We start from the raw sequence: 23,063 nt of genomic DNA, 5'->3' as shown, positions 1-23,063 counted from the left end.
CACCCGCCAACTCCTCCGATCCCTCCGATCCCTCCGATCCCCCCTGGCGCCCCCGCCGCCATTCCTCCCGGCGCACGCCCCACCGGCCCCTGCGCGCTCCCCGGCATCAGCGACGACGTCTCGGAATCCGCCCTTACCCCCGCCGACTTCTCGCACGCCACCGGCACCGTCCGGGCCCTCACCCTGTTCGTGGACTTCCCGGACGCCCCCGCCGCCCTCTCCCCGATGGCCCGCTTCGCCGAGTTCTTCCCGGCCGTCACCGACTACTTCCGCACCAGCTCCTACGGGCGGCTCTCCTACGTCCCCAAACCGCTCTTCCGCTGGATCCGCATGTCACACCCCCTGGCGGCCTACGGCATCACCCGCGGCGCCAGCTTCGACCCGTCCTCGGACCGCGGCTACCACGCCCTCTCCCGCGAACTCGTGCACGCCGTCGACCCGTTCGTGGACTTTCGCAACTACGACATCGTCAACGTGATCGCGTCCCCCAACGCCGGCCCGGCCGCCACCCACACGGTCCTGTCGGTCACCTTCAGCGGCGCCGACCTCGGCCTCAAGAGCAGCCGCGGGGCGCCGTTCCGGAACGTCTCGTTCATCTGGAGCCGACAGACCGGCCTGAGCGCCTTCCGCGTCCTCAACCACGAGAACGCCCACTCCTTCGGCCTACCGGACCTCTACTACACCGACGGGCGGAGCGGTTCGACGCCGGTGGGGCACTGGGACCCGATGGACGAGGACTGGGGGCCGACCAACGACTTCCTGGGTTGGCACAAGTGGAAGATGGGGTGGCTCGCCCCCGGCCAGGTGCACTGCACACCGGCCGGCGGAAGACCCACCGAACACGTCCTCACGCCGATCTCCACCCCCGGCGGCACCAAGATCGTCGTCATTCCGACGGGGCCGCACACCACCTTCGTCGTCGAGGCCCGAGCCAGCGGCCTCCTGGACCCGATCGTCTGCCGCCCCGGCGTCCTCGTCTACCACGTGGACACCAAGGTCCCCACCGGTCGCGCCCCCCTCCACGTCGTCGACGCCACCCCGCACAGCCGCGGCTGCTACACCGACGCCCGCTACGTCGAGGCGGACCTGACGGACGCCCCCTTCCGCCCCGGCGAGACCTTCACCGACCGCACCAGCGGCGTCACCGTCACCGTCCTCACCGAGAACACCGACGGCACCTACCGCATCCGCACCACCCCCGCCCACCGCTAACCCTCGTGGGACGCGCGCCCTTCCTCCCCCCAATGCCGCCGCCCGAGGCTGATCAACCTCAACTGCCGCCGGGCGCGCCACACCACCCGCCCGGCCGCCTCCTCGCCGCCCTCCTCCCGGGCATCGAGCAGTTCCGCGGCCGTCGTCACCAGCCGGTCGACGTACAGCTCGGCCAGCATCCGCACGTCCTCGTCCCGCCAACCGGCCGACACCGGCTGGGTCTTGAGCGCCGCGGCGACCTCCTCCGCGAACCGGTCCAGCTCCCCGGCGATGGCGTGCCGCACCGCCCGCACCCCGCCCCGCCGCTCGCGGGCCACGAACCGCACGTGCGCGGGGTGTTCGCGCACGTGCCGCTCGACGACCGCGATCGTGCGGTCTATCCGCTCCTCCGCCGCGTCCTGTTCGGCGAGGATCGCGCGCACCATCACGTGCAGGCTGCCCAGTGCCTCCTCGACGAGCGCGACGCCCAACTCCCCCAGGTCCCGGAAGTGCCGGTAGAACGCGGTCGGGGCGACCCCCACCACCCGGGTCACCTCGCGCAGCCCGAGGCTGCTCAGGCTCTGCTCCTCCAGCAGCCCGAGCGCCGCGTCCAGCAGCGCCTGACGGGTCTTCCGCTTCTGCGCCTGACGGACTCCACCCACACTGTGACTCATGTCATCCAGTAAACAACCGTTCTCCGAGGCGGGCCACCCTCCCCCGGTCGTACACTGAAGAAGTCAGTGAACAACTGTCCTCTCAACTTCCGAGAGTCCTGAGATCCCTGACCCCTCGACCCCGAACCGTTCGGCCGGCTCCACCGCGGACCCCACACCGGACCGCCCGCGAGCCGGAACCGACCCCGGAAAGGCAGACCATGCTCTTCCTCGTCGCAGCCCTCCTCCTGATGGGGATCGCGCTGGGCACCGCGGCGCACCTCCCCGTCCCGGTCACCCTCGTCGCCGCCGCGGTCATCGCCGTCTGGCTGCTCGTCTTCTCCCTGCGCGAACGCCGCCGCCACACCGAGGGGACCCCCCGATGACCATCCTCACCACCACGGGCAACACCACGACCCCGGCGCAGCGAACCACCCCCCGACGCTCCCCCCAGGCCGACGGCATGGCCGTCGCCTCCTTCGTCCTCGGCCTCGTGGGCACCCTGGTCCTCAACGTCGTCCTGGGCCCCTGCGCCCTGGTCCTCGCCACCCTCGCCCTCACCCGCGGCACCACCCGCCGCGGCCGCGCCCTCCTGGGCCTCACCCTCGGCGCCGCCGACCTCCTCCTCCTGGCCGCCCTCACCGCCACCGACGGCACCCTCAGCTGGCACCTCGGCTGACCCACCCCGCCACCCCCCCGCCCCCAACCCACCATCCGCTACGCTTATCGCCGGATCGGCTCACCCCGATCCCCGCCTCCGTAGCTCAGGGGATAGAGCACCGCTCTCCTAAAGCGGGTGTCGCAGGTTCGAATCCTGCCGGGGGCACCCTGCATTACCGCTCTGACCTGGGGCTTCTCCCCTAGGAGCGCGCTTTATTCGGCCTCGGACTCCTCGTCCGGGGCCGTTTGCGTGAGCGGTGCGTGAGCGGACGGAGCGCCAAGCCCCGATCCCCCACCCGACGCATCAGCACCATTCGGCACGGCCTCCGGGTGGGCTTCCGCCCCCAGTGGATACACCGCATCCCCGGAGGCAGCGCGTGCGCGCGGCACGAGCCGGGCCGCGGCCTCGGCGATCGCCCGATCCGTCTCGGGGAGCAGCTCGTGCACGTGTCCGCGGTGATCGTGAGGGAGGAGTGGCCGAACAGCTCCTGAATTGCCTTCAGATCGGCCGGAGGTCGATCTCTTCGCACAGTTCGACGAGGCGTCGGGGGACGTTGGCGGGATGGAGCAGCTCGCCGTTCTCCTGGGTGAAGACCCGTCCGGTCTCCGCCTAGGCGCTGCCCCACTCCTCGCGGGCGTTGCCCTGCTGGGCGGGGTGCCGTTTGAGGGCTCGGACCGTGTCCGAGTCGAGCGCGATGGTGCGCGCGCCGGCATCGGTCTTGGGGTCGTCCTCGTAGACCTCCCAGCCGTCCACGACGAGTTGCTTGGCGACGGTGGGGCGGCCGTCGTCGAGGTGGGTGTCGGTCCACCTTTGCCCGCACGCCTCGCCTCGCCGGAGCCCGCGGAAGGCGATCAGGTGCCAGAGCGCGTACAAGCGGTGCTCCGCGACGTGGTCGAGGAAGCGGCCGGTGTGTTCCGGCGTCCAGACCATCACGGGCGAGGGCTTCTCGCCGGTGCGCTTTCAGCGAAGGATGCGCTCCTCGGTCCGCACCAGCGCCTTGGGGCGCTTGCCCGCCTCCAACTCGACATGCGCGGCCGGGTTGAAGGTGATCAGCTGCTGCGCGATCGCGGCGTTGAGTGCGGCTCGCAGAGTGGAACGGATGCGCTGGCGCGTGGCCGGCCCCACGATGCGACGGTAGGGCTCCATCTCGGCGATGGCGGCCTTCAACACCTTGCGGTGAGAGCGGTGTTCGCGCCCCTTCCAGGTGAGCGGACGGCGGAACACGAGGCGCCGAAGGCCGGACCAAGCGTCCGGCCGGGTGGCATTGACCTGCAAGAACAGCACCACCCGGCAGGACCGAACACCAGCGATCACGGATGAGATCCCGCTTATTGTGCGGTGGCACGGGGTCCGCCCGCCCGGGAGTTGTCAGAAACTCCCGGGCAGGCGGCCGGCGGGGAGCCGGGGTGGGCGTGCGGGTCAGTTCCAGAAGCCGTGGTGGACTTCGCGGGCCTCGGGCAGGTCGACGGGGCCGATCACCGGGAGGTCGCGCTGGCCGGCCTTGAAGACTTCGCGGCAGGGCAGGGCCATGGTGGGGTTCTCCTCGTTGGCGCCGGTCATGGCGAGGAGTTCGTCCTCGCCGAGGGCGTAGACGACGCGGCCGATGTTGCCCCAGTAGATGGCGCCGGAGCACATCGCACACGGCTCGGTGCTGGTGTAGAGGGTGCAGGTGCGCAGGAAGTCCGCGTCGTACTTCTGGGTGGACAGGCGGACGAGGTTGGTCTCGGCGTGGCCGGTGGCGTCGCTGTTGGTGGTGACGGTGTTCTCCGCCTGGAGCAGGACGGTGCCGTCGGGGCCGGTCAGGAGGGCGCCGAAGGGGTGGTTGCCGCCGTCGCGGGAGCGCTGGGCGACGGTGACGGCGGTGCGCAGGTGCGCGAGGTCGGCGGCGGTGGCGGCGACAGAGGGGGTCTCGGCTGTGGCCTGGACGGTGGTCATGCGGGGATCTCCTCAGTGGGTGAATCAGTGGGTGAGTCAGTGGGTGAGTCAGTGGGTGAAGGGGAGTTGAGGGGCCTGCTCGTGCGCGTGATGCGGACGAGCAGGAGATGGATGAGCCCGGCGGTCGTGAAGGCGACGGCCGCGGCGTAGGGGCCGAGGGCCGGGTAGTGGTCGGCGAGAGGGCCGGTGAACACGCCGGGCTGGCTCATGAACGGGATCGCCGCGGCGATGCCGAGCAGCCAGGACGCGAAGCCCGCGCCGAAGCGGGGCGGCTTGCCGTCCGCGGGGGCGGGGGCGAAGTAGCGGTGGACGAGCATGACGGCGATCCAGGGGGCGATCCAGTTGCCGAGCAGGATGAGGAAGTTCTGGAAGGACTCCCAGTAGTCGCCCTGCCCGGCCGCCCAGCCGATCGCGGATCCGATCGCGCCGACCACCAGGACGGCCTGCCAGCGGGCCATCTTGACCCCGACCACCAGCCAGGCCATCGCGCCGGAGTAGCAGTCCAGGCAGGAGGAGGTGATGGTCGAGATGCCCAGCGCGAGCATGGTGAGTGCCCCGAGGGCGGACGGCAGGACGTTGTTGACGAGGTCGGTGGGGGTGCCGACGAAGGCGAGTGTGCCGATGGCCGCGCCCAGGCTGGCGATCCACACCGAGCCGAGCAGTGCCCCGCCGAAGGCGTTGCGGAAGAGTCTGCCCGGGGGTGTGTCACGCGGCATGTAGCGGGTGTAGTCCGCCGAGTAGGAGGAGAAGCTCAGCGAGCGTGCGGCCTGGACGGCGACGGTCAGCGCGAACGCTCCCGCGAAGCCGAGCGAACCGGCCTTGTCCGCGTCGAACGTCGAGTCCAGGTGGCTCTTGGCGAAGCCGTAGACGGAGACGCCGATGAACAGCAGCGGCAGGACGATCGCCATCGCCTTCTGCACCAGGTGGATGAAGCCGTAGCCGAGCAGCGCGATGACGACCTGACTGACGGTCACGATGCTGAAGGCCAGGCCGAATCCGGTCCCGAGCAGGGACTGCAGGGCGAAGGAGCCGAGCACCGAGTTCACGGCGAACCAGGCACATGCCTTGAAGAAGACCAGCACCGAGGGCACGGCGCTGCCGTAGCGGCCGAGCGGGATGCGGGACTGGACGAGCAGTCCCACGCCGGCCCGGGGGCCGAAGGTGGACATGATGCCGATCGCGGCGGCGCCGATCGCGCTGCCGAGGGCGATGGCCACGACTGCCTGCAGCCATCCCAGTCCGAATGCGGCGGTGGCGAGCAGACCGCTGCTGAGGCTGGAGAACTGGACGTTGGAGCTGAACCAGAGGGTGAACGAGGCGCCGGTGCCTCCGGTGCGTTCGGACTCAGGGATCGGTTCGACCCCGGACGTCTCGACCTCGGTGGCGGCGCGGATGGTACGGGTGATGCGTCCGTGCTGGGCCATGAAGCCCCATTCCATCGATCATCGGATTCAGGCTGTCCGGATGAAGCCTCCGGGCAGTGGGTGGGATTGCTGCAGCACTGGAAGTAGACCAGCGGAAACAAGGGCCGGGGCAGGCTACGAGTGTGCGAAAGCATGGCCGTAAATCGACCCGGCCTCCTACGATCGTCTGAACCGAACGGAGAGGCAGCGCATGAACGTGGCGGATCTGCTGGACATGCCGGACCTGCGGCTCGACCTGCTCAGCGGCGACGCCGACGCGCTCGGCCGCGAGCTGCGCTGGGTCTACACCACCGACCTGCTGGAGCCCGAACCGTTCCTGACCGGCGGCGAACTCGTCCTGACCAGCGAGGGCTGGTACCGGGACTCCGCCGACTGCGAGGTCTTCGCCGCCTCGCTCGTGGCGGGCGGTGCGGCCGCCGTGGTCGCCGGCGACCTCCTGCTCGGCGAAGTCCCGCCCGCCCTGGCCCACGCCTGCGCCCGGCACGGTCTGCCGCTGCTCGCGGCGCCGCCGGAGATCTCCTACAGCGCGTTGTCGCGCAGCGTCATCGACCGGATCAACCGCGAACGCGGCCTGCAGCTCGGCGAGATCCTCGGCCGGCACCGCCGCCTCGTCCAGGCCCTCATCGACGGCGCCGACCTGGGCGGGCTCACCGCCATGCTCGCCACCGAGCTGGGCCGCGCATGCTGGGTCCTGTCCACCGCGGGCCGGCTGCTCGCCGGGCCTTCGGATGCGCTGCCGCCGACGGCCCGCGCCGCCCTGAGCGCCGCCGCGCTCACCGCCGACCGGCTGCCCGCCGTGCTGCCCCTCGGCCCCCACGACACCGGCACGGGCACCGACACCGGCACCGGCACCGACGACAGCCGCAAGCCCTGCACGGTCCTGCCGATCGGCCGCCGCGGCAGCGGCGGCGGCCACCTCGTCGTCGAGGGCGAACTCACCGCCGAGGAGGACCTGGACACCGCCACCCAGACCGCCGAACTGCTGGCCCTGGGCGGAGCACGCCGCGATGAGCGGCGCCGCACCGAACAGCACTTCTTCGCCGACCTCATCACGCTGATCGAGTCAGGCGCCCCCGCCTCGGCCCTCGTACCCCGGCTGCGCGCCGCCGGCCTCGCCGCCGCCGGCCCCTTCGTCGTCCTGACCGCCACCAGCAAGGGCGCCCTGCGTCCCTGGGACCTCGCCGCCGATCTCGTCGAGAGCACCCTGGACCACGACCTCCGGGCGCGGACGGTCGTCGCGGGCCACAGCGCCGGCCTCACCGCCCTTGTCGCACTCGGCGACGAGATCACCGACGACCTCGCCGTCGCCCGCCTGCTCCGCGAACGGCTCGGCGCACTGGAGGACACCGCCAAGGGAGGCCGGATCGCCTTCGGTCTCAGCGAACCCGTCCCCAACCCCGCAGACCTCGCACGCGCCCTGGACGAGGCCCGGCACGCGGCCCGCCTCGCCGAACTGCGCCCGCAACGCCTCGCCCTGGTCACCGCCCGCGACCTCGACTCCCACCTCCTGCTCCTCGCCGGCGTCCCGGCCGAGATCCGCCGCACCTTCCGACGGCGCCTCCTGGCCCCGCTGGAGGACTACGACCACGCCCACAACTCCGAACTGCTCCCCACCCTCACCGCCTTCCTGGAACACAACGGCGCCTGGCGCAGCACCGCGGCCCACCTCCACATCCACGTCAGCACCCTGCACTACCGCATCGGCCGCATCGAACAACTCACCGGTCGTGACCTCTCCCACGCCGGCGACCGCGTCGACCTCTACCTCGCCTGCGCCCTCACCGGCGACCGGCCCACATGAGCCATGGCCCCCTGGGAGCCATGTGGGAGCCACCTCGCTCTCCGAACCCCTCATGTGACCACGCCGCGCAGTTGTCGTTCCTGCCGGAGGGCAGGGTCGGGCCGCTTGCCGACCTCTTAGCGGACGGGCAGGAGTACTGGCCGCGCCTCACCGAACTCGCGGCCGGGCAGGCGCTCCGTGGCGCGGGGCTGGAGCCGGTCTACGACGAGGAGCGGGGCGGCCGGGCCGGAAGCCGGTCACGCCGGACTGGACCGGTCGGCGCCGCGACGGAAGCACCGCTCTCGTCCTCGATGCGGCCGCCTCATGCCGTTGTTCCCCGTCCGTGCGCCGGTCCCGTCGACGACAGTCGTTTGCCCGAGATCATCGACGCCAAGGTGAGCTACTACCGGGACCTCGCGGCCACGGTGCCGTTCGTCGTGGCCGTGGCGGCGCACCCGTGGACCGGCGTGAGCTTCGGGCATCTGGGCGGCCTGCACTCCGGTGCGGCGCATCCGCTTCCAGGCGGTGAGTCCGTCCCAGAGGTTGGAACGTGGTGGGCGTCCAGGGCAGACGCCATGCCTTGGGGTGTCAGGGCTCCCCGCCGCCAGGTGTGGGACGGCCATGACGTTGGCCCGTTCGGCGTCGGACCAGGACCACACCTGGGTGTCGTCCGTGAGCGGCTGCGGTCGGCAACCGGCGGCGGGGTGTCCGGCGCGAAGGGGGCGGGGTGCGGGGCGGCCAGGACCGACGCACCACCGCCGGATCTCCGACGCGGCCGCCGGCTCGGCGGTCAGCCGCTCCTCGCCCACGTGGTGGACGAGGAGCGCGCGAGCTCCGGGGTCGTCGAGGGTGGGGACGGTCACCGGCCGGGCGCTGTGCGTCGTGAGTCGTCGTCGTTCGCTGCCGCGCCCGTCATGGCGATCAGTGTGGCAGGGGGCGGGACGGCGGACGGTGGGATTTCCCATACGGTCGGGGTGGGGGACGGGTCTGGGGCGGGCGGGGGCGGGGGACGGGCGGCGGGGCGCGGGTGGAGTTGTCCACAGGGTCGGCGGCGGGTGGGGCGAAGCTCGTACGCTTTCGGAGTGGTTCCGGCGGACGTGGGAGTGGTCGTGGGCGTGGAAGGCGACGTGGACGTGGACGTGGCAGGTGGCCCGGAGGCGGGCGAGGCGGGCGAGGCGGTGCAGACGCTGCGCCGGGTCTTCGGGTACGACGCGTTCCGCGGGGATCAAGAGGAGATCATCGAGCAGGTGATAGGGGGCGGGGACGCCGTCGTCCTGATGCCCACGGGTGGGGGGAAGTCGCTGTGCTACCAGATCCCCTCGCTGGTGCGGCCGGGCGTCGGGGTGGTCATCTCGCCGCTGATCGCGTTGATGCAGGACCAGGTCGACGCGCTGCGGGCGCTGGGGGTGCGGGCCGGGTTCCTCAATTCGACGCAGGACTTCGAGGAGCGTCGGCTGGTCGAGGCCGAGTTCCTCGCCGGCGAGCTGGACCTGCTGTACCTGGCGCCGGAGCGGCTGCGGGTCGAGCAGACCGTGCAGTTGCTGGACCGGGGGAAGATCTCGCTCTTCGCCATCGACGAGGCGCACTGCGTGGCGCAGTGGGGCCACGACTTCCGGCCCGACTACCTGATGCTGTCGATGCTGCACGACCGCTGGCCGGACGTGCCGCGGATCGCCCTGACCGCGACGGCGACGAAGGCGACGCACGAGGAGATCACGTCCCGGCTGCGGATGGACGGGGCCCGGCACTTCGTGGCGAGCTTCGACCGGCCCAACATCCAGTACCGGATCGCAGCCAAGAGTGAGCCCAAGCGGCAGCTGCTGGAGCTGCTGCGCAGCGAGCACGCCGGGGACGCGGGGATCGTGTACTGCCTGTCCCGCGCCTCGGTGGAGAAGACCGCCCAGTTCCTGGTGGACAACGGGATCGCAGCGGTGCCCTACCACGCAGGACTGGACGCCCGGGTGCGGGCGGCGAACCAATCGCGGTTCCTGCGCGAGGACGGTCTGGTCGTGGTCGCCACCATCGCGTTCGGGATGGGCATCGACAAGCCCGACGTGCGGTTCGTGGCCCACCTGGACCTGCCGAAGTCGGTCGAGGGGTACTACCAGGAGACCGGCCGCGCCGGGCGTGACGGCCAGCCGTCGACGGCCTGGCTGGCGTACGGGCTGCAGGACGTGGTGCAGCAGCGGAAGATGATCGACGGGTCGGAGGGCGACGACGCGCACCGGCGCCGCCTCGCCGCCCATCTGGACGCGATGCTGGCGATGTGCGAGACGGTGGAGTGCCGTCGGGTGCGGCTGCTGGCGTACTTCGACCAGGAGAGCGGTCCGTGCGGCAACTGCGACACGTGCCTCACGCCGCCGCAGACCTGGGACGGGACGGTGTCGGCGCAGAAGCTGCTGTCGACGGTGGTGCGGCTGAAGCGGGAGCGGGGGCAGAAGTTCGGGGCGGGGCAGATCATCGACATCCTGCTCGGCCGCAAGACCGCCAAGGTCATCCAGTTCGACCACGACGGGCTGAGCGTCTTCGGGATCGGGGAGGACCTGCGCGAGGCCGACTGGCGGGGCGTGGTGCGGCAGTTGCTCGCCCAGGGGCTGCTGGCCGTGGAAGGGGACTACGGCACGCTGGTGCTCACCGACTCCAGCGGTGAGGTGTTGCGCGGGCAGCGCCAGGTGCCGATGCGGCGGGAGCCGGAGAAGGCGGCGCGGGCGGCCAAGGCGAAGTCCAAGGGCAAGCGGGCGCCGGTGGACCTGCCGGAGGAGGCGCTGCCGGTCTTCGAGGTGCTGCGCGGCTGGCGCGGTGCCGCGGCCAAGGAGCAGGGCGTCCCGGCGTACGTGATCTTCCATGACGCGACGCTGCGGGAGATCGCGATGGCACGGCCGACGAGCCTCGCCGAGCTGGGCACGCTCACCGGAGTCGGTGAGAACAAGCTCGCCAAGTACGGAGAGCAGATCCTGGAGGTGCTGGCCGGCGGGCCGGCCTCGGCCGAAGCAGCGGGAGTTGCGGGAGTTGCGGGAGCGGCCACGCCGGGCGCTGCCGGGCCCGGTGTGGCGGCTCCGGCCGGCGCATCGGCCGGTGCGACCACCACCCGTACGACCACCACCCGTACGACCGCGGCCGGTGCGAGCGGTGCGGCCGCGGCCGGTGCCGCGCCGGCATCGGCGTTCGAGGAGGGCGAGGCGCTGCCGGAGCCGCCGGACGACATCGATTGGTGAGGCGGGGCCGGCGGGCTGCGGCAGGCGGCGGCCGGCCCGGCTAAGCCGGCGCCCGGCCGCCCGGGTGGCCGGGCCCCTCCGTCGGGGGCTGCGGCGGGAACGTCAGGAGGGCGCGGGCGCCGCCGTCGGGGGCGTTGCCGAAGTGCAGGTCGATGCCGAGGACGGCGGCCTGCCCGACGGCGATGGTCAGGCCGAGGCCGTGGCCCCGTCCCCGGCCGGGGACGTCCGTGCGGAAGCGCTGCGGCCCGTGGTGGAGCAGGTCGGCGGGAAAGCCGGGACCGTGGTCGCGCACGGAGATGGTCGGCGTGCCGTCGGGCGGCGCGTCGACGGTGACCGTGACCGGGGGCCGGCCGTGCCGGTGGGCGTTGAGGACGAGGTTGGCGAGGACGCGGTCCAGGCGGCGCCGGTCCGTTTCGACGACCGTGTCGGCGCGGATCCGCACCTCGGCGTCGAGGCCGGTGGCGCGCACGGAGCGCAGCACCAGCGGGCCGAGTTCGTACGCGGCGAGGTCGGCGCGCTCGGTGCCGGAGTCCAGGCGGGAGATCTCCAGCAGGTCCTCGGTGAGCCGGTGCAGGGCGCGCAGTCGGTCGTTGATCATCTCCTTGGGGCGGCCCTCGGGGAGGAGTTCGGCGGAGGCGAGGATGCCGGTGAGCGGGGTGCGCAGTTCGTGGGCGACGTCGGCGGTGAAGCGCTGTTCGGCCTGTAGGCGGCTCTGTAGGGAGGCGGCCATGGAGTCCAGGGCCGCCGCGACGGCCGCCACCTCGTCCTGCTCCGCCCCGTCGCGGCGCCGCTGACCTGCGGATTCGTCGACCCTGGCGTCCAGGTCGCCGGCACTGATCCGGCGGGCGACGGCCGCCGTGGTGGACAGCCGGCGGCTGATGTGCCGGGCCAGGAAGAGTCCGGCCGCGGCGACGGCCGCGGCGGCGAGGACGGCCGAACCGAGGATCGCGGTGTCGAACTTGTCCAGGCTCCAGCGGGTGTTCCCGTAGGGCGACCAGACGGCCATGATCTGGTCGTCGGCGGGCGCCGCGGCCCACATGACGGGCTGGCCGCGGTAGCTGCCGACCATGCTGCCGCGCCGCCCACGGTGCACCAACTCCCGTAGCTCAGAGGGGAGTTCAGGGGGATCGAGGACGGAGTTGATGCCTTCGCGGGAGGTGCCGTACTCGAAGAGGTCCAGTGCGGTGTCGAGGTCCGCGCGGGTCTCCTTGCGGACCTGACCGACGGTCTGGCGGGCGACCGCGTTGTGCACGAGCGCCCCGAGGACGGCGGCGACCGCGCAGCACACCGCCGTCACGGTCAGCGAGATCTTCCAACGCAGGGAGACCGCCGGACGCCAGCGCAGGAGACCCGACGGGCGCCGGCCCGGCGGACTGCCCGGGCCGCCCGGGCGGGGGCGCGTCACGGCGGACCCTGCGCCGGGGTGGCGCCGGACGAGGTGGGTTTGGGCTTGCGGGCCAGGTCGAGGGTGAGGTCCCACAGGCCCATCGAGTTCCCGTCCCAGACGTAGTCGGTGACGCTGACGTAGCGCGGGTCCTTGGTGGGCTCGCGGATCGCCAGGTGGCCGGCCGCGAGCTCGACGCCGGCCAGTACGCCGCGCAGCGCGAGGATCCGGGTGACCACCGTCTTCCGGACGGTGTAGACGCGCAGTTCGCTGGTGCGGCGGTCGACGTCGACGACGGCGATCAGGTCGGGTTTGCCGTCGTCGGTGAGGTCGTGCAGTTCCGGGCGGCGCACGGAGCCGGGCGCGGGCGGGGCGGCCCCGGAGGCGGCGAAGTCCGCGTCGAGGACGGCGAGCGGATCGGCGTGTCCCATGTCGCCGCTCGGGATGCGGGGGAGCTCGGGGAGCGGCTTGAGGGCGGCCGGGTTCTCGTTCTCGCGCAACGGGGCGGGCGAGTTCCGCGGCCAGAGGTCCAGCGGCGCGGTGACCTGCCGCGCCCGCCCCTCGTCCTTGAGGCCCTCGGGGCTGGCGCACCCGGCGAGGAGGGCCAGGAGCAGGACGGCGGCGAGGGCGAGGGGGCGCACGCCGGCACGGGGAACGGGCCACCGCCCTGCCCACTGCGTCCGCGGCAAGGCGGGGCGCACGCGGGCAGGAGGAACGGGCACCGGGGTACGGGCGTGACCGACCGGTGCGCTCCCTGCGGCACGAAATGCGGACATAGCCTGACCAAGCTACCCAAGGTGCCGGGGTGGGGAATCTTCGGGACGACCGTTCCGGCGGCGGCTCGCCCCGGGGCGGCGCGCCGGAGCGCCGGAGCGTCGGAGCGCTGGGCTGGCCCGGCCGAGCCCGGCCCGGTCTGGCCCGGCCCGGCCCGTAAGCGATTCCCCGGCACGACGCCGGCCCCGATCGCTTCGTCACAGGACTGACAGCAGAGGTGGGGCTGACTGTTACACAACGTACGGATCGCCGTTATGGACCCTCCGTAGCGTGATCACTCGATACCGCGTCCCTAGGGCAGCCGCCGGCCGCCCCCGTCAAGGAGTAGCCATGCGTGGTCAGCGCCGTTCCGCGATCCGTACCGCCACCGTTGCGACCGGTGCGCTGGCCGTCCTGTTGCTGCCCGCGGGCGCCGCGTTCGCCGCCGACTCGATCGCGCCGACGGAGACCCGGACGTCGATCATGCTGCCGGACGACGGGCTGGCCGGCCTCGCGGAGAAGGCCGGGCACCTGCCGAAGGCCGGCCTCCTCGGCGGCGCGGCCGCGCTGGGCGCGCTGAGCGTGGGCTTCGCGGTGCAGCGGCGGCGCAGCGAGCCCGCGGACCGGTCCCGGTAACCACCCCGGCGCCCGCCCCGACCGGCCCCGCCGCCCGGGGCGCCGCAAACGACGCCCTACCCCTCCCCGCACTCCCCCGCGCCCCGGCCGTCCCCACCGCCGTAGCCGCCGCCGTCGCCGCCATAGGCACCGTCCCCGACCAGACGCTGCACCTCCCCGTAAGCCAACGCGTCCGCGAAGGCCGGCGGCTCCCCCGCGCCACGGGCCGGTGCGTCCCCGGGCCGCTCGCCGCTCGCGCGGAGTGCGTCCGCGGCCGCGCAGGCCGCGCCCAGGGCCGTGCGGAACAGCAGCGAACCGGTGCTGATGCGGCGGACGCCCAGGTCGGCCAGGCGGCGAACGGTGTGCCGGCCGGGAGCGAACAGCACGTTCAACGGCGCGGCGATGCCGTCGACGAGCACCGCGAGGTCCGCGTCGGCGGTGACGCCCGGCACGAAGACGCCGTCCGCGCCGGCGGCCAGATAGGTCTCGGCCCGGGCGAGCGCCTCCGACAGCGGCGGCGGGGTGTCCACCAACCAGTGGGTGTCGATGCGGGCGTTGAGGAAGAGGTCCGGTGCGCACTCCTTCACCGCGCGGATCAACTCGGCCTGACGGGACGGGTCGCGAAGACCCCTGCCGCCGGGGAGGCCGTCCTCCAGGTTGATCCCGGCGGCACCGCAGCCCGCCAACTCCACTGCCAGGGATGTCACTTGAGCGAAACCGGGATCGGAATCGGGATCGAGGCCGGAATCGAGACCGGAATCGGCATCGGGCCCGGTGCCGTAACCGCCCTCGATGTCGACGGTGTACGGGCAGGGCAGCCGGCCGGCGAGCCGGCGGGCCAGGGCGAGCGTGGCGTCCCGGACCTCGGGCAGCGCCCGGCCGTCCGGATGGCCGTGCGCGGCCGCGACGCCCAGGCTGGTCGTGCCGATCGCCGGGTGACCGGCGGCGGCGAGGGCGAGGGCCGAGGCGCTGTCCCAGGCGTTGGGGAGCAGGAGGGGGCGGCCGGGGCGGTGGTGGAGCGCGTGGAAGGCGGCGGGGTGCGGGACGGTCCCCGGCGTGTCGCCCGCGCTCCGGGCGTCACCGGTGCCCGCGCCGCTGCGCGTGTCGGTGGTCATGGGCGCACCGTAGGCCGGCGACGTGTCGGCGGCCGCCGAAGCGTCGCGGCGGACAATGGACGCATGACGCCGCCGAAACGGACCGGGGAACGGGCCACGCAACGGGCCGGGGAACGGACCACGGAACGGACCGGGCGACTGGCCACGCAACGGACCACGGAACGGGCCGGGGCCGGGCCGGCCGCCCCCTCGGGCCCGGCCGCGGCTCCCGACCACAGCCACGAGCTGGCCCGGCTCGCGGCGCTGCTGGCGGACCGTACCCGGGCCGCGTTCTGCCTGGCGCTGCTCGACGGGCGGGCCTGGACCGCCGGGGAACTCGCCGGGTACGCGCGGGTGGCGCCCTCGACCGCCAGTGAGCACCTGTCCCGGCTGGTCGACGGCGGGCTGCTCGTCGAGCGGCGGCAGGGCCGGCACCGCTACGTCCAGCTCGCCGGCCCGCGCGTCGCCGAGTTGCTGGAATCGGTGACCGCGCACCTGGGCCCGCCGGCCGGGCCGCCGCGCGGGCTGCGGGCGGCCAGCGCCTCGGCCGCGCTGGCCCGCGGCCGCACCTGCTACGACCACCTGGCGGGCCGTCTCGGCGTCACCCTCACCGACGCCATGACCGCACGCGGCCTCCTGGACCAGGAGGGCGGTTTCACCCTCACCGACGCCGGCCGCGAGTGGTTCGCGGACGCCCTCGCGGTCCCTGCCGACGTCCTGCGCGGCGGCCGCCGCCCGCCGGCCCGCGGCTGCCTGGACTGGACCGAACGCCGTCAGCACCTCGCCGGCACGGCCGGCGCCCGGCTCTGCGAACGGCTGCTGGAACGGCACTGGATCCGCCGGATCGGGACCGGTCGGGCGGTCCGCCTCACCCCCGAGGGCAGCACCGCGCTGCGGGAGCTCCTGGGCATCGACGGGCCGGCGGCCGGACTGGTGTGAACCGGCCGGGGCGCCGAACGACGGCCCGCGGACCGCCGCGGACCGCACTCACCCACCCGCACCCACCGACCCGCGGCTCCGGGCTTCAGCAGCGGCCCCCGCCGCCCGGCCCGCCCACCCGCACGTACAGCGTGACCTGCGCGCCCCGCACCCGGGTGCTACGGCAGACCGCGAACGCCGAGCGCAGCGTGGCCCGTTTGGCGATCTCCTGGTCGTTGGTGTCGGCCGGCTGCCCGGCCGGGTCCCCCGCGACGACGATGCGGCGGCTGGCCAGCATCCGGTCGCGGATCTCGTCGCCGGACAGCTCCGTGCCGTAGAGGGTGCGGGAGGCCACCGGGCCCTGGTCCAGGGCGAGGTCGTGCAGGCCGCGGAAGTCGTGCGGCCGGGTCGCCCGCCAGATCCGGCGGCGGGACGGCGTGAAGAGCAGCCCGTCACCCGGTTCGGACAGCTGCCGGACGGCCTGGGCGACCGCGGTCACGTCGTCGACCCGACTGTCCGGACTGCGCAGGTGGACGTCGACCGGGAGCAGCGCGGCCAGGACCAGCGCCACCGCCGCCGACCGCCGCAGCCGCCGGGCGGGCGTCTGGCCCGCCACGCCGGCCGGCCGCAGCAGGCGGGCCGCCGCGGCGCCCGCGACCAGCGCGAACCCGACGACGTAGTAGAGGACGTAGCGGTCCACGTAGGCCGGCTCGACGGTGGACAGGAGCAGCAGCAGGACCGTCGGCAGGAGCAGCAGCGCGAGGCCGAGGGCGCGCACCCCGATCGGAGCGCGCGAACGCACCGGGACGCGGGCGCAGAGGCAGCCGAGGACGGCCAGCACGGCGAAGGTGAGCAGTTGCAGCGGGTCCGGCCACATCAGCCAACTGATCTGGTCCGACTGGCTGGTGCTGAAGACGGCGAGCGGGGCGAGGACGGCGAGCACGGTGCCGGCCGCGAGCGCCCAGGCGCGCCGGGTCCGGCGCGGCAACTGGGCCAGCGCGACGGCGGCGCCGTGCGCGGGCAGCGCCAGCGACGCGAACTCGTGCAGCAGACAGGCCAGCACCATCAGCGCGGCGTACCCCCACCACAGCGCGCGGCGCGGTCGGGGGCCGGCGGCCAGCACGAGCAGGTACGACGCCCAGACCACCAGGGCACAGACCAGCGCGTACGAGCGGCCCTCCTGCGCGTACTGCTGGACGACCGGGACCAGCGCGAACGCCAACCCCGCGCACAGTCCGGCGCGCCGTCCGACCAGGCGCTCGCCCAGCAGGGCCACCCCGGCGGCGGCCGCCGTCATGGCCACCGCCGACGGCAGCCGCAGGCCGATGACCGCGCCGAGGGCGTCGCCGAGGGTGGCGTCGTAGACGACGAACCAGCAGTGCATCAGCGCGTAGTACAGGCCGTGCACGACGTCGACGTGCAGCAGCGTCGCCGCCAGGTCGGGCAGGCTGCGGTGCGCCATGTCGTAGGTGACCGCCTCGTCGCGCCAGACGGCGTCCCGGCGGCGGATGCCCCACGCACCCAGGAAGAACATCAGCCCCGCCGGCACCAGCACCACCGCGGAGCGCGCGGCCCACACGGAGCGCGCGGCGGCGGAGCGGGCGACAGCCCCGTACGCCGGGCCCCCCGCGGGCGCGACGGCCGCCGGGGCCCCGGCGGACGACCCGAACACCCGGGCCGCCTGGTGCGGTTGCGACGCCTGGTGCGGCTGGTGCGGCTGCGGCACTTGTGGGGCGTCGATGGCGGGCTCCGGTCACATCGGGGGCGGCGGCCGGCCGCCGGGACGGTCGGGGAACGGCCGAGCGGGCACCGGCCGGACGGAAAAACGGCCGGACGGCCGGGGGATGCTGGACATCCGCCCGGCCGTCCGACCGCCGGCTCACCCCAGTCGGGTCAGCTTCGCCCCGAAGGAAGGGTTGCTCAGGGCCGACTGGAGCGCCACCGGCACCTTCTGCTGGCTCGCGCCGTTGCCGACGGTCAGCTCGCCGACGACGGTGCCGGCCGCGGCCTCGTGCGGGACGGTCTTGCCGTCACCACCGATGCTCAACTGGAGCTGCTGGCCCGGGACTCCGGCCACCTTCAGGTCCTTGGTGGCGACGACCGGCGTCAGCGTGCCCAGACCGTCGTCTACGTAGCCGACGACCTGCCCCTTCTGCACCGCCGTGGCCGAGTTCAGCGCGTCGCGCACCGCCTCGATGACCTTCTTGCTGTTGTTCTTGACCATGGTCAGGCTGTTGGAGGCGTTCGGGTCCAGCCCCTTGAAGTGCTGGTCCATCATCGTGCCCAGGATCAGGCGGTCCTTGCCGTCCACCGTCTTGTACGCGGCCCAGGACAGGGTGCCGCCGGCCGCCGTGCTGGAGCCGGTCTTGATGCCCTTGACGCTCAGCCCGGCCAACAGCAGGTTGTCGTTGTTGTTGTTTATCCGCTCCGGCAGGCCCGGGATCTCGGCGTTGGGCATGGCGACGATCGGCCGGAAGGCGTCGAACTTCATGACGGCCTCGGCGAGCTTGATCTGGTCGACGGCGGTGCTCACCGTCTTGGGGTCCAGGCCGCTGGGGTCCGTGTAGGTGGTCTTCGTCATCCCCAGGTCCTTGGCGGCGGCGTTCATCTTCTTGACGAACGCGGCCTCGTCGGCGGACTGGGTGTCCCAACGGGCGAGCAGCCGGGCGATGTTGTTGCCGGACGGGATCATCAGCATCTTGAGCATGTCCTGCTCGCTGAACTGCTGACCCGCCTTGAGCCCCGCGATCCGCGACTCGCTCTCGGAGTTGCCCTCCTGGACCGCCTTGTCGTCGACCTGGATCTGCGGACCCTTGTCGTTCTTGTCCTTCAGCGGGTGGTCCCGGAGGATCACGTAGGCCGTCATGATCTTGGCGACGCTGGCAGTCGGGGTCGACTTCTGCTCGCCGAACGTCCCGACCTCACCGGAGCCCACGACCTTCACCGCCGCCTGCCCCTGCTCGGGCCACGGGATGGAGAGCTTGCTGCCCGGGAAGGTGAACGAGGACTTGGCGCCGCCGAGGACCAGCGTCGGCGCGGGCAACGGGCGCACCGCCTGGACCACCATGAAGACGATCACCAGCAGCACCGCCAGCGGAGTCCAGATCTTGAACCGTCGGACGACGGTGCGCATCGTGGTCTCGGGCGGCGGCGGGGTGTTGGTGAGCCTCGCCAGGAGGTCCAGCGGCGGCAGCGGTTCCTGCCGGGTCCGCTCGGCATCGACCTCGGACGCGGCGGGCGCGGCGGCACCGGCGGCGGGCTTGCCCTCCGGCTTGGCCGGCGCGGCCGCCGGCATCGCCCCGGGGGCCTTGCCCGGGCTCTTCTCGTCCGCCTTGTCCGACGCCTTGTCGGCAGTCTTGTCGGCCGGCTTGTCGGCGGTCTTGTCGCCGGACTTGTCAGCGGCCTTGTCGGCGGACTTCTCCTGGCCCTTGTCCGTGTCGTCGTCCGTGTCGTCCGTGGTGCCGCCGGGCTTGCCGAGCGGTGCCTTGGGCGCGGTCTTGCCGATCGACCGCTCCGCCGAACCGTCGTCCGACGACTTCAGCGCCACGAACTGGCTGGTCCGCTCGGCGTCCCGCTCGGCCGCGACGGCACCCTTGGCCTTCGCCCCGGCGCCCTCCGCGACCTTCTCGCCATCGGCCTTCTTGGCGTCGGCGGCCTTCTTCGTACCGTCGGCCTTCTCGTCGTCGGCCTTGGGGTCGACGTCACCGGCCTTGGGGTCGGTGTCCGTGCCCAGCTTGAAGACGGCGGTCGGCTGGTCGGCGGGCGGTTCCGCCGCCCCCTTCTCGGACGCCTCGGACAGCTCGGACGGCTCGGACGGCTCGGCCTTCGTGGACTTCGTGGACTTCGGAGCCTTCGCAGTCTTCGCTACGGCAAAGACCCGCGTCGCGTCGTCGGCCGGCTCCTCGTCCGCGCTCCCGCCGGCACCCTTCGGGTCCATCGTCTTGAAGACGGCGGTCGCCCGGTCCACGGCCACCGCGTCGTCGGCCGGCGCGTCCTTCTCCCCGGACGCGCCCTTCTCCTCGGAGTCGGCCTTCGTCGCCGACTCCTCGGGGGCGGCCTTCTCCGCCGGCTTCCCGGCAGCGGGCTCCGCCTCCGACTTCCCGGACTTCCCGGAATCCCCGGACTTCTCGGGGGCGGCCGGCGCCTTCTCCTCGGCGGCTTCGGCCTTCGCGTCCGCGGACGCACCGGCCTTCACACGGCCCGCGCCAGCCTTGACCTTCCCTTCACCCTCAGTGTCGCCTTCCGCGGCCGTCTGGGCCGCCTCAGGCGCCTCCTCGGGCTTCTCGGCGGGCTTCGCCCCGTCCGCCGACGCCGACACCGCGCGCTTCGCCGTCCCGGACGCACCCTTGCCGGACGCCTTCTTCCCGGCGGACGGCTTGCGCCCGCCGGCCGGCTTCTCCGCACCGGACGACTTCGCCCCGGAGGTCTCCGCGTCGGCCGCATCGGCCGCGCCCGACGACTTCGCCCCGGACGATTTCGCCCCGGACCCCTTCGCCCCGGAAGTCTCCGCATCGGGCGCCCCGTTGCCGGAAGTCCCCTCCTCGGGCGCCTTCCCCGCCCCGTCGTCCCCGGAGCCGTTCCCGGCCTTCTCCGCGCCGCCCCGATTCCCCCGCTCGTCGCGGAGGATCGACAGCCGCGGGTCCCGTTCGGTGCGCGCCGTCTCCCCCGACGACTGCTCCTTGCCCGACTTCTTGTCCGACTTGTCGGGGGACTCGCCCGCCACCGATGTCTCCTTCACTACGTCGCACTGCCCTGTGCCTGGTGCCAGCTGGTACCGAACGGGACCAGTGTTCCCAAGTCTCCTGTGTCCGGACGGCCGCTTCCCACCGCCACGCGAACCCGTTTCTGCCGCGCCCCTCGGAAGGTGTCGCCGACGTGCTAGACGAGAACGACATACCTACCGGTTCCCTACCGAACCCACCACGCACCCTCGACAGATGAATGTGAGAGGGGTCACCCTGTCATTCATCCACGCGGGGAGGCTTGGATGGGCAGGAGCCGCAGAACAATTCCGGAGGAGCTTCTGCTGCTGGCTTTGGACCCGGCCACGGGCACCACAGCACAGCCGCAGTCGCTCGACCTCGGCCTGGCCGGGGCCCAGCTAGTCGAGCTGGCTCTGGCAGGACGGATAGCCCCAGACGGGGATCGTATCGCCGTGGTCATGGCACGGCCGACAGGAGATCCGACTCTGGACTCAGCGCTCGAACTGCTGCGCCGTCGCGGCAGTCCGGTGCGCGCGGTCCACTGGATCGGCGGGCCCCGACTGGGGCTGCGCCAGACGTACCTCACCCATCTCGAACGGTGCGGCATGGTGCATGCCGTGGCGGGCCAGATGTGCGGGGTACTGCCGACGACGCGCTACCAAGCGACGGAGACGGCCATCAGCCGGGAGATCAGGACCCGGCTCGACAACGCGATCCGCACGGGCGTCCCACCGGACCCGCGGACCGCGGCGCTCGCCGCACTGGCCCACGCGGTCGGCCTCGGCAAGCACCTCTACCCGGGGAACGAGGGGCGCTCATCGCGCTCCCGCCTGCGGGACCTGATCCGGCACGACCCCATGGGCGGCCTGGTCGCACACGCCGTCATGGACGTCCAGAACGGCGTCGCGGCACAGCCGCGACGGAGTGCGGGACCGGGCGCCGGCTCGGGGACGCGGCAGGCGGCGGCCCATCCAACGGCCGACGCGACCGGCGTGCCCGGCCAGTCACGCCGACACGGGCACGGCAGCATGGCCCGGGTGGGCGCCCGCTGAGACCACCGGCACCACCGGAGAGCGCCGGCCCGCGATGCCCGGGCGCGGCGCGCACCACCGGGTGCCGCCGTGCACCGACCGCACCACCAGGGCAGCACCCGCGCCGCGGATGCACCCACCAGCGCCACCGCACCGCCCTTTCCCGGACCGTTCGGGAGCCGCAGTGAGAAGCGCGGGGTGGCGGACCGAGCCGTTCGGACGACGGCCCGGTCCGCCACCCCGCGCACATGTGCGCTCGCCTTCTGTGTTCATTTGACTGCGCGTCGTCCACATGAAGTGGCAGTCTGCTCAACAAGAAATGACAGCAGTACGGAGCCGGAGGTGCACGTACCGTGGCGTCCAACGTCAACCCCACCGTCAGGCGACGCCGATTGGGCCAGGAGCTCCGCCGGCTCCGGGAGGACAAGGGCCTGACGGCGGAGCAGGTGGCCGAGCGGTTGCTGGTCTCCCAGTCGAAGATCAGTCGGCTGGAGAACGGCCGCCGCAGCATCAGCCAGCGCGACGTCCGCGACCTGTGCGGGGTCTACGAGGTAGACGACCGCCGGATAGTGGATTCGCTGATGCAGATGGCCAAGGATTCGCGGCAGCAAGGCTGGTGGCACGCCTTCGGCGACATTCCGTACAGCGTCTACATCGGCCTGGAGACCGAGGCGGCGTCCCTGCGGACCTACGAATCCCTGCTGGTGCCCGGCCTGCTGCAGACGTCCGGTTACGCCGAGGCGGTCATCCCCGGCACGATCCCGGAGCTGGCGGCCGAGGACCTGGACAAGCGGATCAAGGTGCGGATGCGACGCCAGGAGCGGGTGCAGGACCAGGAGCGCCCGCTGCGACTGTGGGTCGTCCTCGACGAGAGTGCGCTGCGCCGGGTCGTCGGCAGCCACCTGATCATGCGCGAGCAGCTGGAGCACCTCGTCGAGGTGAGCACGTTGCCGCACGTGACGGTGCAGGTCCTGCCGTACGGCGCCGGTGCGCACGCCGGGATGTCCGGGACGTTCTCGATCCTGGAATTCGACGATGCCGCGGATTCCAGCGTGGTCTACATCGAGGGCGTCACCAGCGACCTCTACCTGGAGAAGACCAACGACGTGCACAAATACACCATCATGTACGAGCACCTGAGGGCGCAGGCGTTGAGCGCGGAGGCCAGTCGGGAATTCATCGCGGAGGCCGCCAAACGCCATGCGGACGCGATGAGTTGAGGAACTGCTGCGGTCGCCGCGGCCCGGATCGTGCGGAATGTTGAATTCCGATGAACGGGGCCGCACGGTACACCTGGGCCTCCGCACCTGAAAAGAGATCACGGAATATGCCATTCGGACGGGTGAACGGCCCTCTGCGGCCGGCGATGTTGGCGCGTAGCGTCGTCTTCACCGAATCCGCAGTAACTCAGAGTCAGGTGGAGTGACAATGGCCGTTCAGCCCAATTCCGCGTTCTCCTGGACCAAGTCCTCGTACTCCGGCGCCAACGCCTGCGTGGAGATCGCCGTACCGGCCACCACGGCCATCGCGGTGCGCGACTCCAAGATCCCCGAGGGTGGGCGCCTGACCTTCGGGAACTCCTCCTGGAGCAGCTTCGTGGCGGACGTCGCCGCGGGCACCTTCGACCTCTCCTGAAGCGAGTCGTCACCGCCCCGCAGTCCATGTGACGCCAGCGCGGATACGAGCCCTCTCGACTGGACCGCCGT

Annotated in this window: 20 protein-coding genes and 1 tRNA gene; 11 read left to right on the top strand and 10 right to left on the bottom strand. The window is 72.7% G+C overall.

Annotation, left to right across the window (positions count from 1 at the left end):
* Positions 1-1,212, top strand: a 1,212-nt coding sequence (locus tag ABD385_RS38045) for a M6 family metalloprotease domain-containing protein (RefSeq protein WP_425585576.1), incomplete at its 5' end; no start/stop codon positions are given.
* Here the strand turns inward: ABD385_RS38045 and ABD385_RS38040 are convergent.
* Complete coding sequence (locus tag ABD385_RS38040) at positions 1,209-1,865, bottom strand: TetR family transcriptional regulator (protein ID WP_344584435.1); 657 nt, start codon at positions 1,863-1,865, stop codon at positions 1,209-1,211. The genes ABD385_RS38045 and ABD385_RS38040 overlap by 4 nt on opposite strands.
* A 200-nt stretch (positions 1,866-2,065) precedes the next feature.
* Here ABD385_RS38040 and ABD385_RS38035 point away from each other — a divergent pair, with 200 nt between their 5' ends.
* The 3 genes from ABD385_RS38035 (at position 2,066) to ABD385_RS38025 (ending at position 2,670) form a co-directional block, all read left to right on the top strand.
* Positions 2,066-2,230 carry a hypothetical protein gene (locus ABD385_RS38035; RefSeq protein WP_344584434.1) on the top strand — a complete coding sequence of 55 codons (165 nt, stop codon included), beginning with the start codon at positions 2,066-2,068 and terminating at the stop codon, positions 2,228-2,230.
* On the top strand, positions 2,227-2,523 hold the full coding sequence (locus ABD385_RS38030) for a hypothetical protein (RefSeq protein ID WP_344584432.1): 297 nt from the start codon (positions 2,227-2,229) through the stop codon (positions 2,521-2,523). Before ABD385_RS38035 ends, ABD385_RS38030 begins: the two co-directional genes overlap by 4 nt.
* 74 nt (positions 2,524-2,597) lie before the next feature.
* Positions 2,598-2,670: transfer RNA gene (locus ABD385_RS38025), tRNA-Arg, on the top strand.
* 444 nt (positions 2,671-3,114) lie between these two features.
* Here ABD385_RS38025 and ABD385_RS41525 read toward each other — a convergent pair.
* The 4 genes from ABD385_RS41525 to ABD385_RS38010 form a co-directional block, all read right to left on the bottom strand.
* Complete coding sequence (locus tag ABD385_RS41525) at positions 3,115-3,438, bottom strand: site-specific integrase (protein WP_425585575.1); 324 nt, start codon at positions 3,436-3,438, stop codon at positions 3,115-3,117.
* A gap of 27 nt (positions 3,439-3,465) precedes the next feature.
* A complete protein-coding gene (locus ABD385_RS41520) occupies positions 3,466-3,792 on the bottom strand; it encodes a hypothetical protein (protein ID WP_425585574.1) in 327 nt (108 codons plus the stop codon).
* A gap of 132 nt (positions 3,793-3,924) precedes the next feature.
* Complete coding sequence (locus tag ABD385_RS38015; protein ID WP_344584431.1) at positions 3,925-4,440, bottom strand: nucleoside deaminase; 516 nt, start codon at positions 4,438-4,440, stop codon at positions 3,925-3,927.
* The gene (locus ABD385_RS38010; protein WP_344584430.1) at positions 4,437-5,864 is read right to left on the bottom strand and encodes a purine-cytosine permease family protein; all 1,428 of its coding nucleotides are present in this window, start codon (positions 5,862-5,864) and stop codon (positions 4,437-4,439) included. Before ABD385_RS38010 ends, ABD385_RS38015 begins: the two co-directional genes overlap by 4 nt.
* Before the next feature lie 190 nt (positions 5,865-6,054).
* Between ABD385_RS38010 and ABD385_RS38005 the strand changes: the two genes are divergently transcribed.
* A complete protein-coding gene (locus tag ABD385_RS38005; protein ID WP_344584429.1) occupies positions 6,055-7,665 on the top strand; it encodes a PucR family transcriptional regulator in 1,611 nt (536 codons plus the stop codon).
* 1,106 nt (positions 7,666-8,771) lie between these two features.
* The gene (recQ, locus tag ABD385_RS38000) at positions 8,772-10,859 is read left to right on the top strand and encodes a DNA helicase RecQ (RefSeq protein WP_425585578.1); all 2,088 of its coding nucleotides are present in this window, start codon (positions 8,772-8,774) and stop codon (positions 10,857-10,859) included.
* 40 nt (positions 10,860-10,899) lie between these two features.
* Here the strand turns inward: recQ and ABD385_RS37995 are convergent, their stop codons facing one another.
* Positions 10,900-12,264, bottom strand: a complete 1,365-nt coding sequence (locus ABD385_RS37995; RefSeq protein ID WP_344584428.1) for a sensor histidine kinase — start codon at positions 12,262-12,264, stop codon at positions 10,900-10,902.
* Positions 12,261-12,884 carry a hypothetical protein gene (locus tag ABD385_RS37990; protein WP_344584426.1) on the bottom strand — a complete coding sequence of 208 codons (624 nt, stop codon included), beginning with the start codon at positions 12,882-12,884 and terminating at the stop codon, positions 12,261-12,263. The genes ABD385_RS37995 and ABD385_RS37990 overlap by 4 nt, the downstream gene beginning before the upstream one ends.
* Positions 12,885-13,347: 463 nt before the next feature.
* Here ABD385_RS37990 and ABD385_RS37985 point away from each other — a divergent pair, with 463 nt between their 5' ends.
* On the top strand, positions 13,348-13,632 hold the full coding sequence (locus ABD385_RS37985; protein ID WP_344584425.1) for a hypothetical protein: 285 nt from the start codon (positions 13,348-13,350) through the stop codon (positions 13,630-13,632).
* A 56-nt stretch (positions 13,633-13,688) separates the two neighbouring features.
* On the opposite strand, the gene ABD385_RS37980 is transcribed toward ABD385_RS37985, so the two are convergent.
* Positions 13,689-14,726: an isocitrate lyase/PEP mutase family protein gene (locus tag ABD385_RS37980; protein ID WP_344584423.1), complete on the bottom strand. Its 1,038-nt coding sequence runs from the start codon at positions 14,724-14,726 to the stop codon at positions 13,689-13,691.
* 63 nt (positions 14,727-14,789) lie between these two features.
* On the opposite strand from ABD385_RS37980, the gene ABD385_RS37975 reads away from it, so the two are divergent.
* A complete protein-coding gene (locus ABD385_RS37975; protein ID WP_344584421.1) occupies positions 14,790-15,644 on the top strand; it encodes an ArsR/SmtB family transcription factor in 855 nt (284 codons plus the stop codon).
* A gap of 85 nt (positions 15,645-15,729) precedes the next feature.
* Here ABD385_RS37975 and ABD385_RS37970 read toward each other — a convergent pair whose 3' ends face one another.
* Positions 15,730-17,157, bottom strand: a complete 1,428-nt coding sequence (locus ABD385_RS37970) for a glycosyltransferase family 39 protein (protein WP_425585577.1) — start codon at positions 17,155-17,157, stop codon at positions 15,730-15,732.
* A 345-nt stretch (positions 17,158-17,502) separates the two neighbouring features.
* Positions 17,503-20,346, bottom strand: coding sequence for a D-alanyl-D-alanine carboxypeptidase (locus ABD385_RS37965; protein WP_344584417.1), 2,844 nt, complete (start codon positions 20,344-20,346; stop codon positions 17,503-17,505).
* Between the two features lie 264 nt (positions 20,347-20,610).
* Between ABD385_RS37965 and ABD385_RS37960 the strand changes: the two genes are divergently transcribed.
* From ABD385_RS37960 to ABD385_RS37950, 3 genes are all read left to right on the top strand, one after another.
* Complete coding sequence (locus ABD385_RS37960) at positions 20,611-21,378, top strand: GOLPH3/VPS74 family protein (RefSeq protein ID WP_344584416.1); 768 nt, start codon at positions 20,611-20,613, stop codon at positions 21,376-21,378.
* A gap of 332 nt (positions 21,379-21,710) precedes the next feature.
* On the top strand, positions 21,711-22,577 hold the full coding sequence (locus ABD385_RS37955) for a helix-turn-helix domain-containing protein (protein WP_344584414.1): 867 nt from the start codon (positions 21,711-21,713) through the stop codon (positions 22,575-22,577).
* Between the two features lie 208 nt (positions 22,578-22,785).
* Positions 22,786-22,992: a DUF397 domain-containing protein gene (locus tag ABD385_RS37950; protein ID WP_344584412.1), complete on the top strand. Its 207-nt coding sequence runs from the start codon at positions 22,786-22,788 to the stop codon at positions 22,990-22,992.
* The last annotated feature ends 71 nt before the right edge of the window (positions 22,993-23,063 follow it).

This window comes from Streptomyces lunalinharesii (assembly GCF_039532155.1).
Classification (GTDB): Bacteria; Actinomycetota; Actinomycetes; order Streptomycetales; family Streptomycetaceae; genus Streptomyces; species Streptomyces lunalinharesii.
Note: the sequence above shows the minus strand (reverse complement) of the source record. Positions and strands in the feature narration are given on the sequence as shown.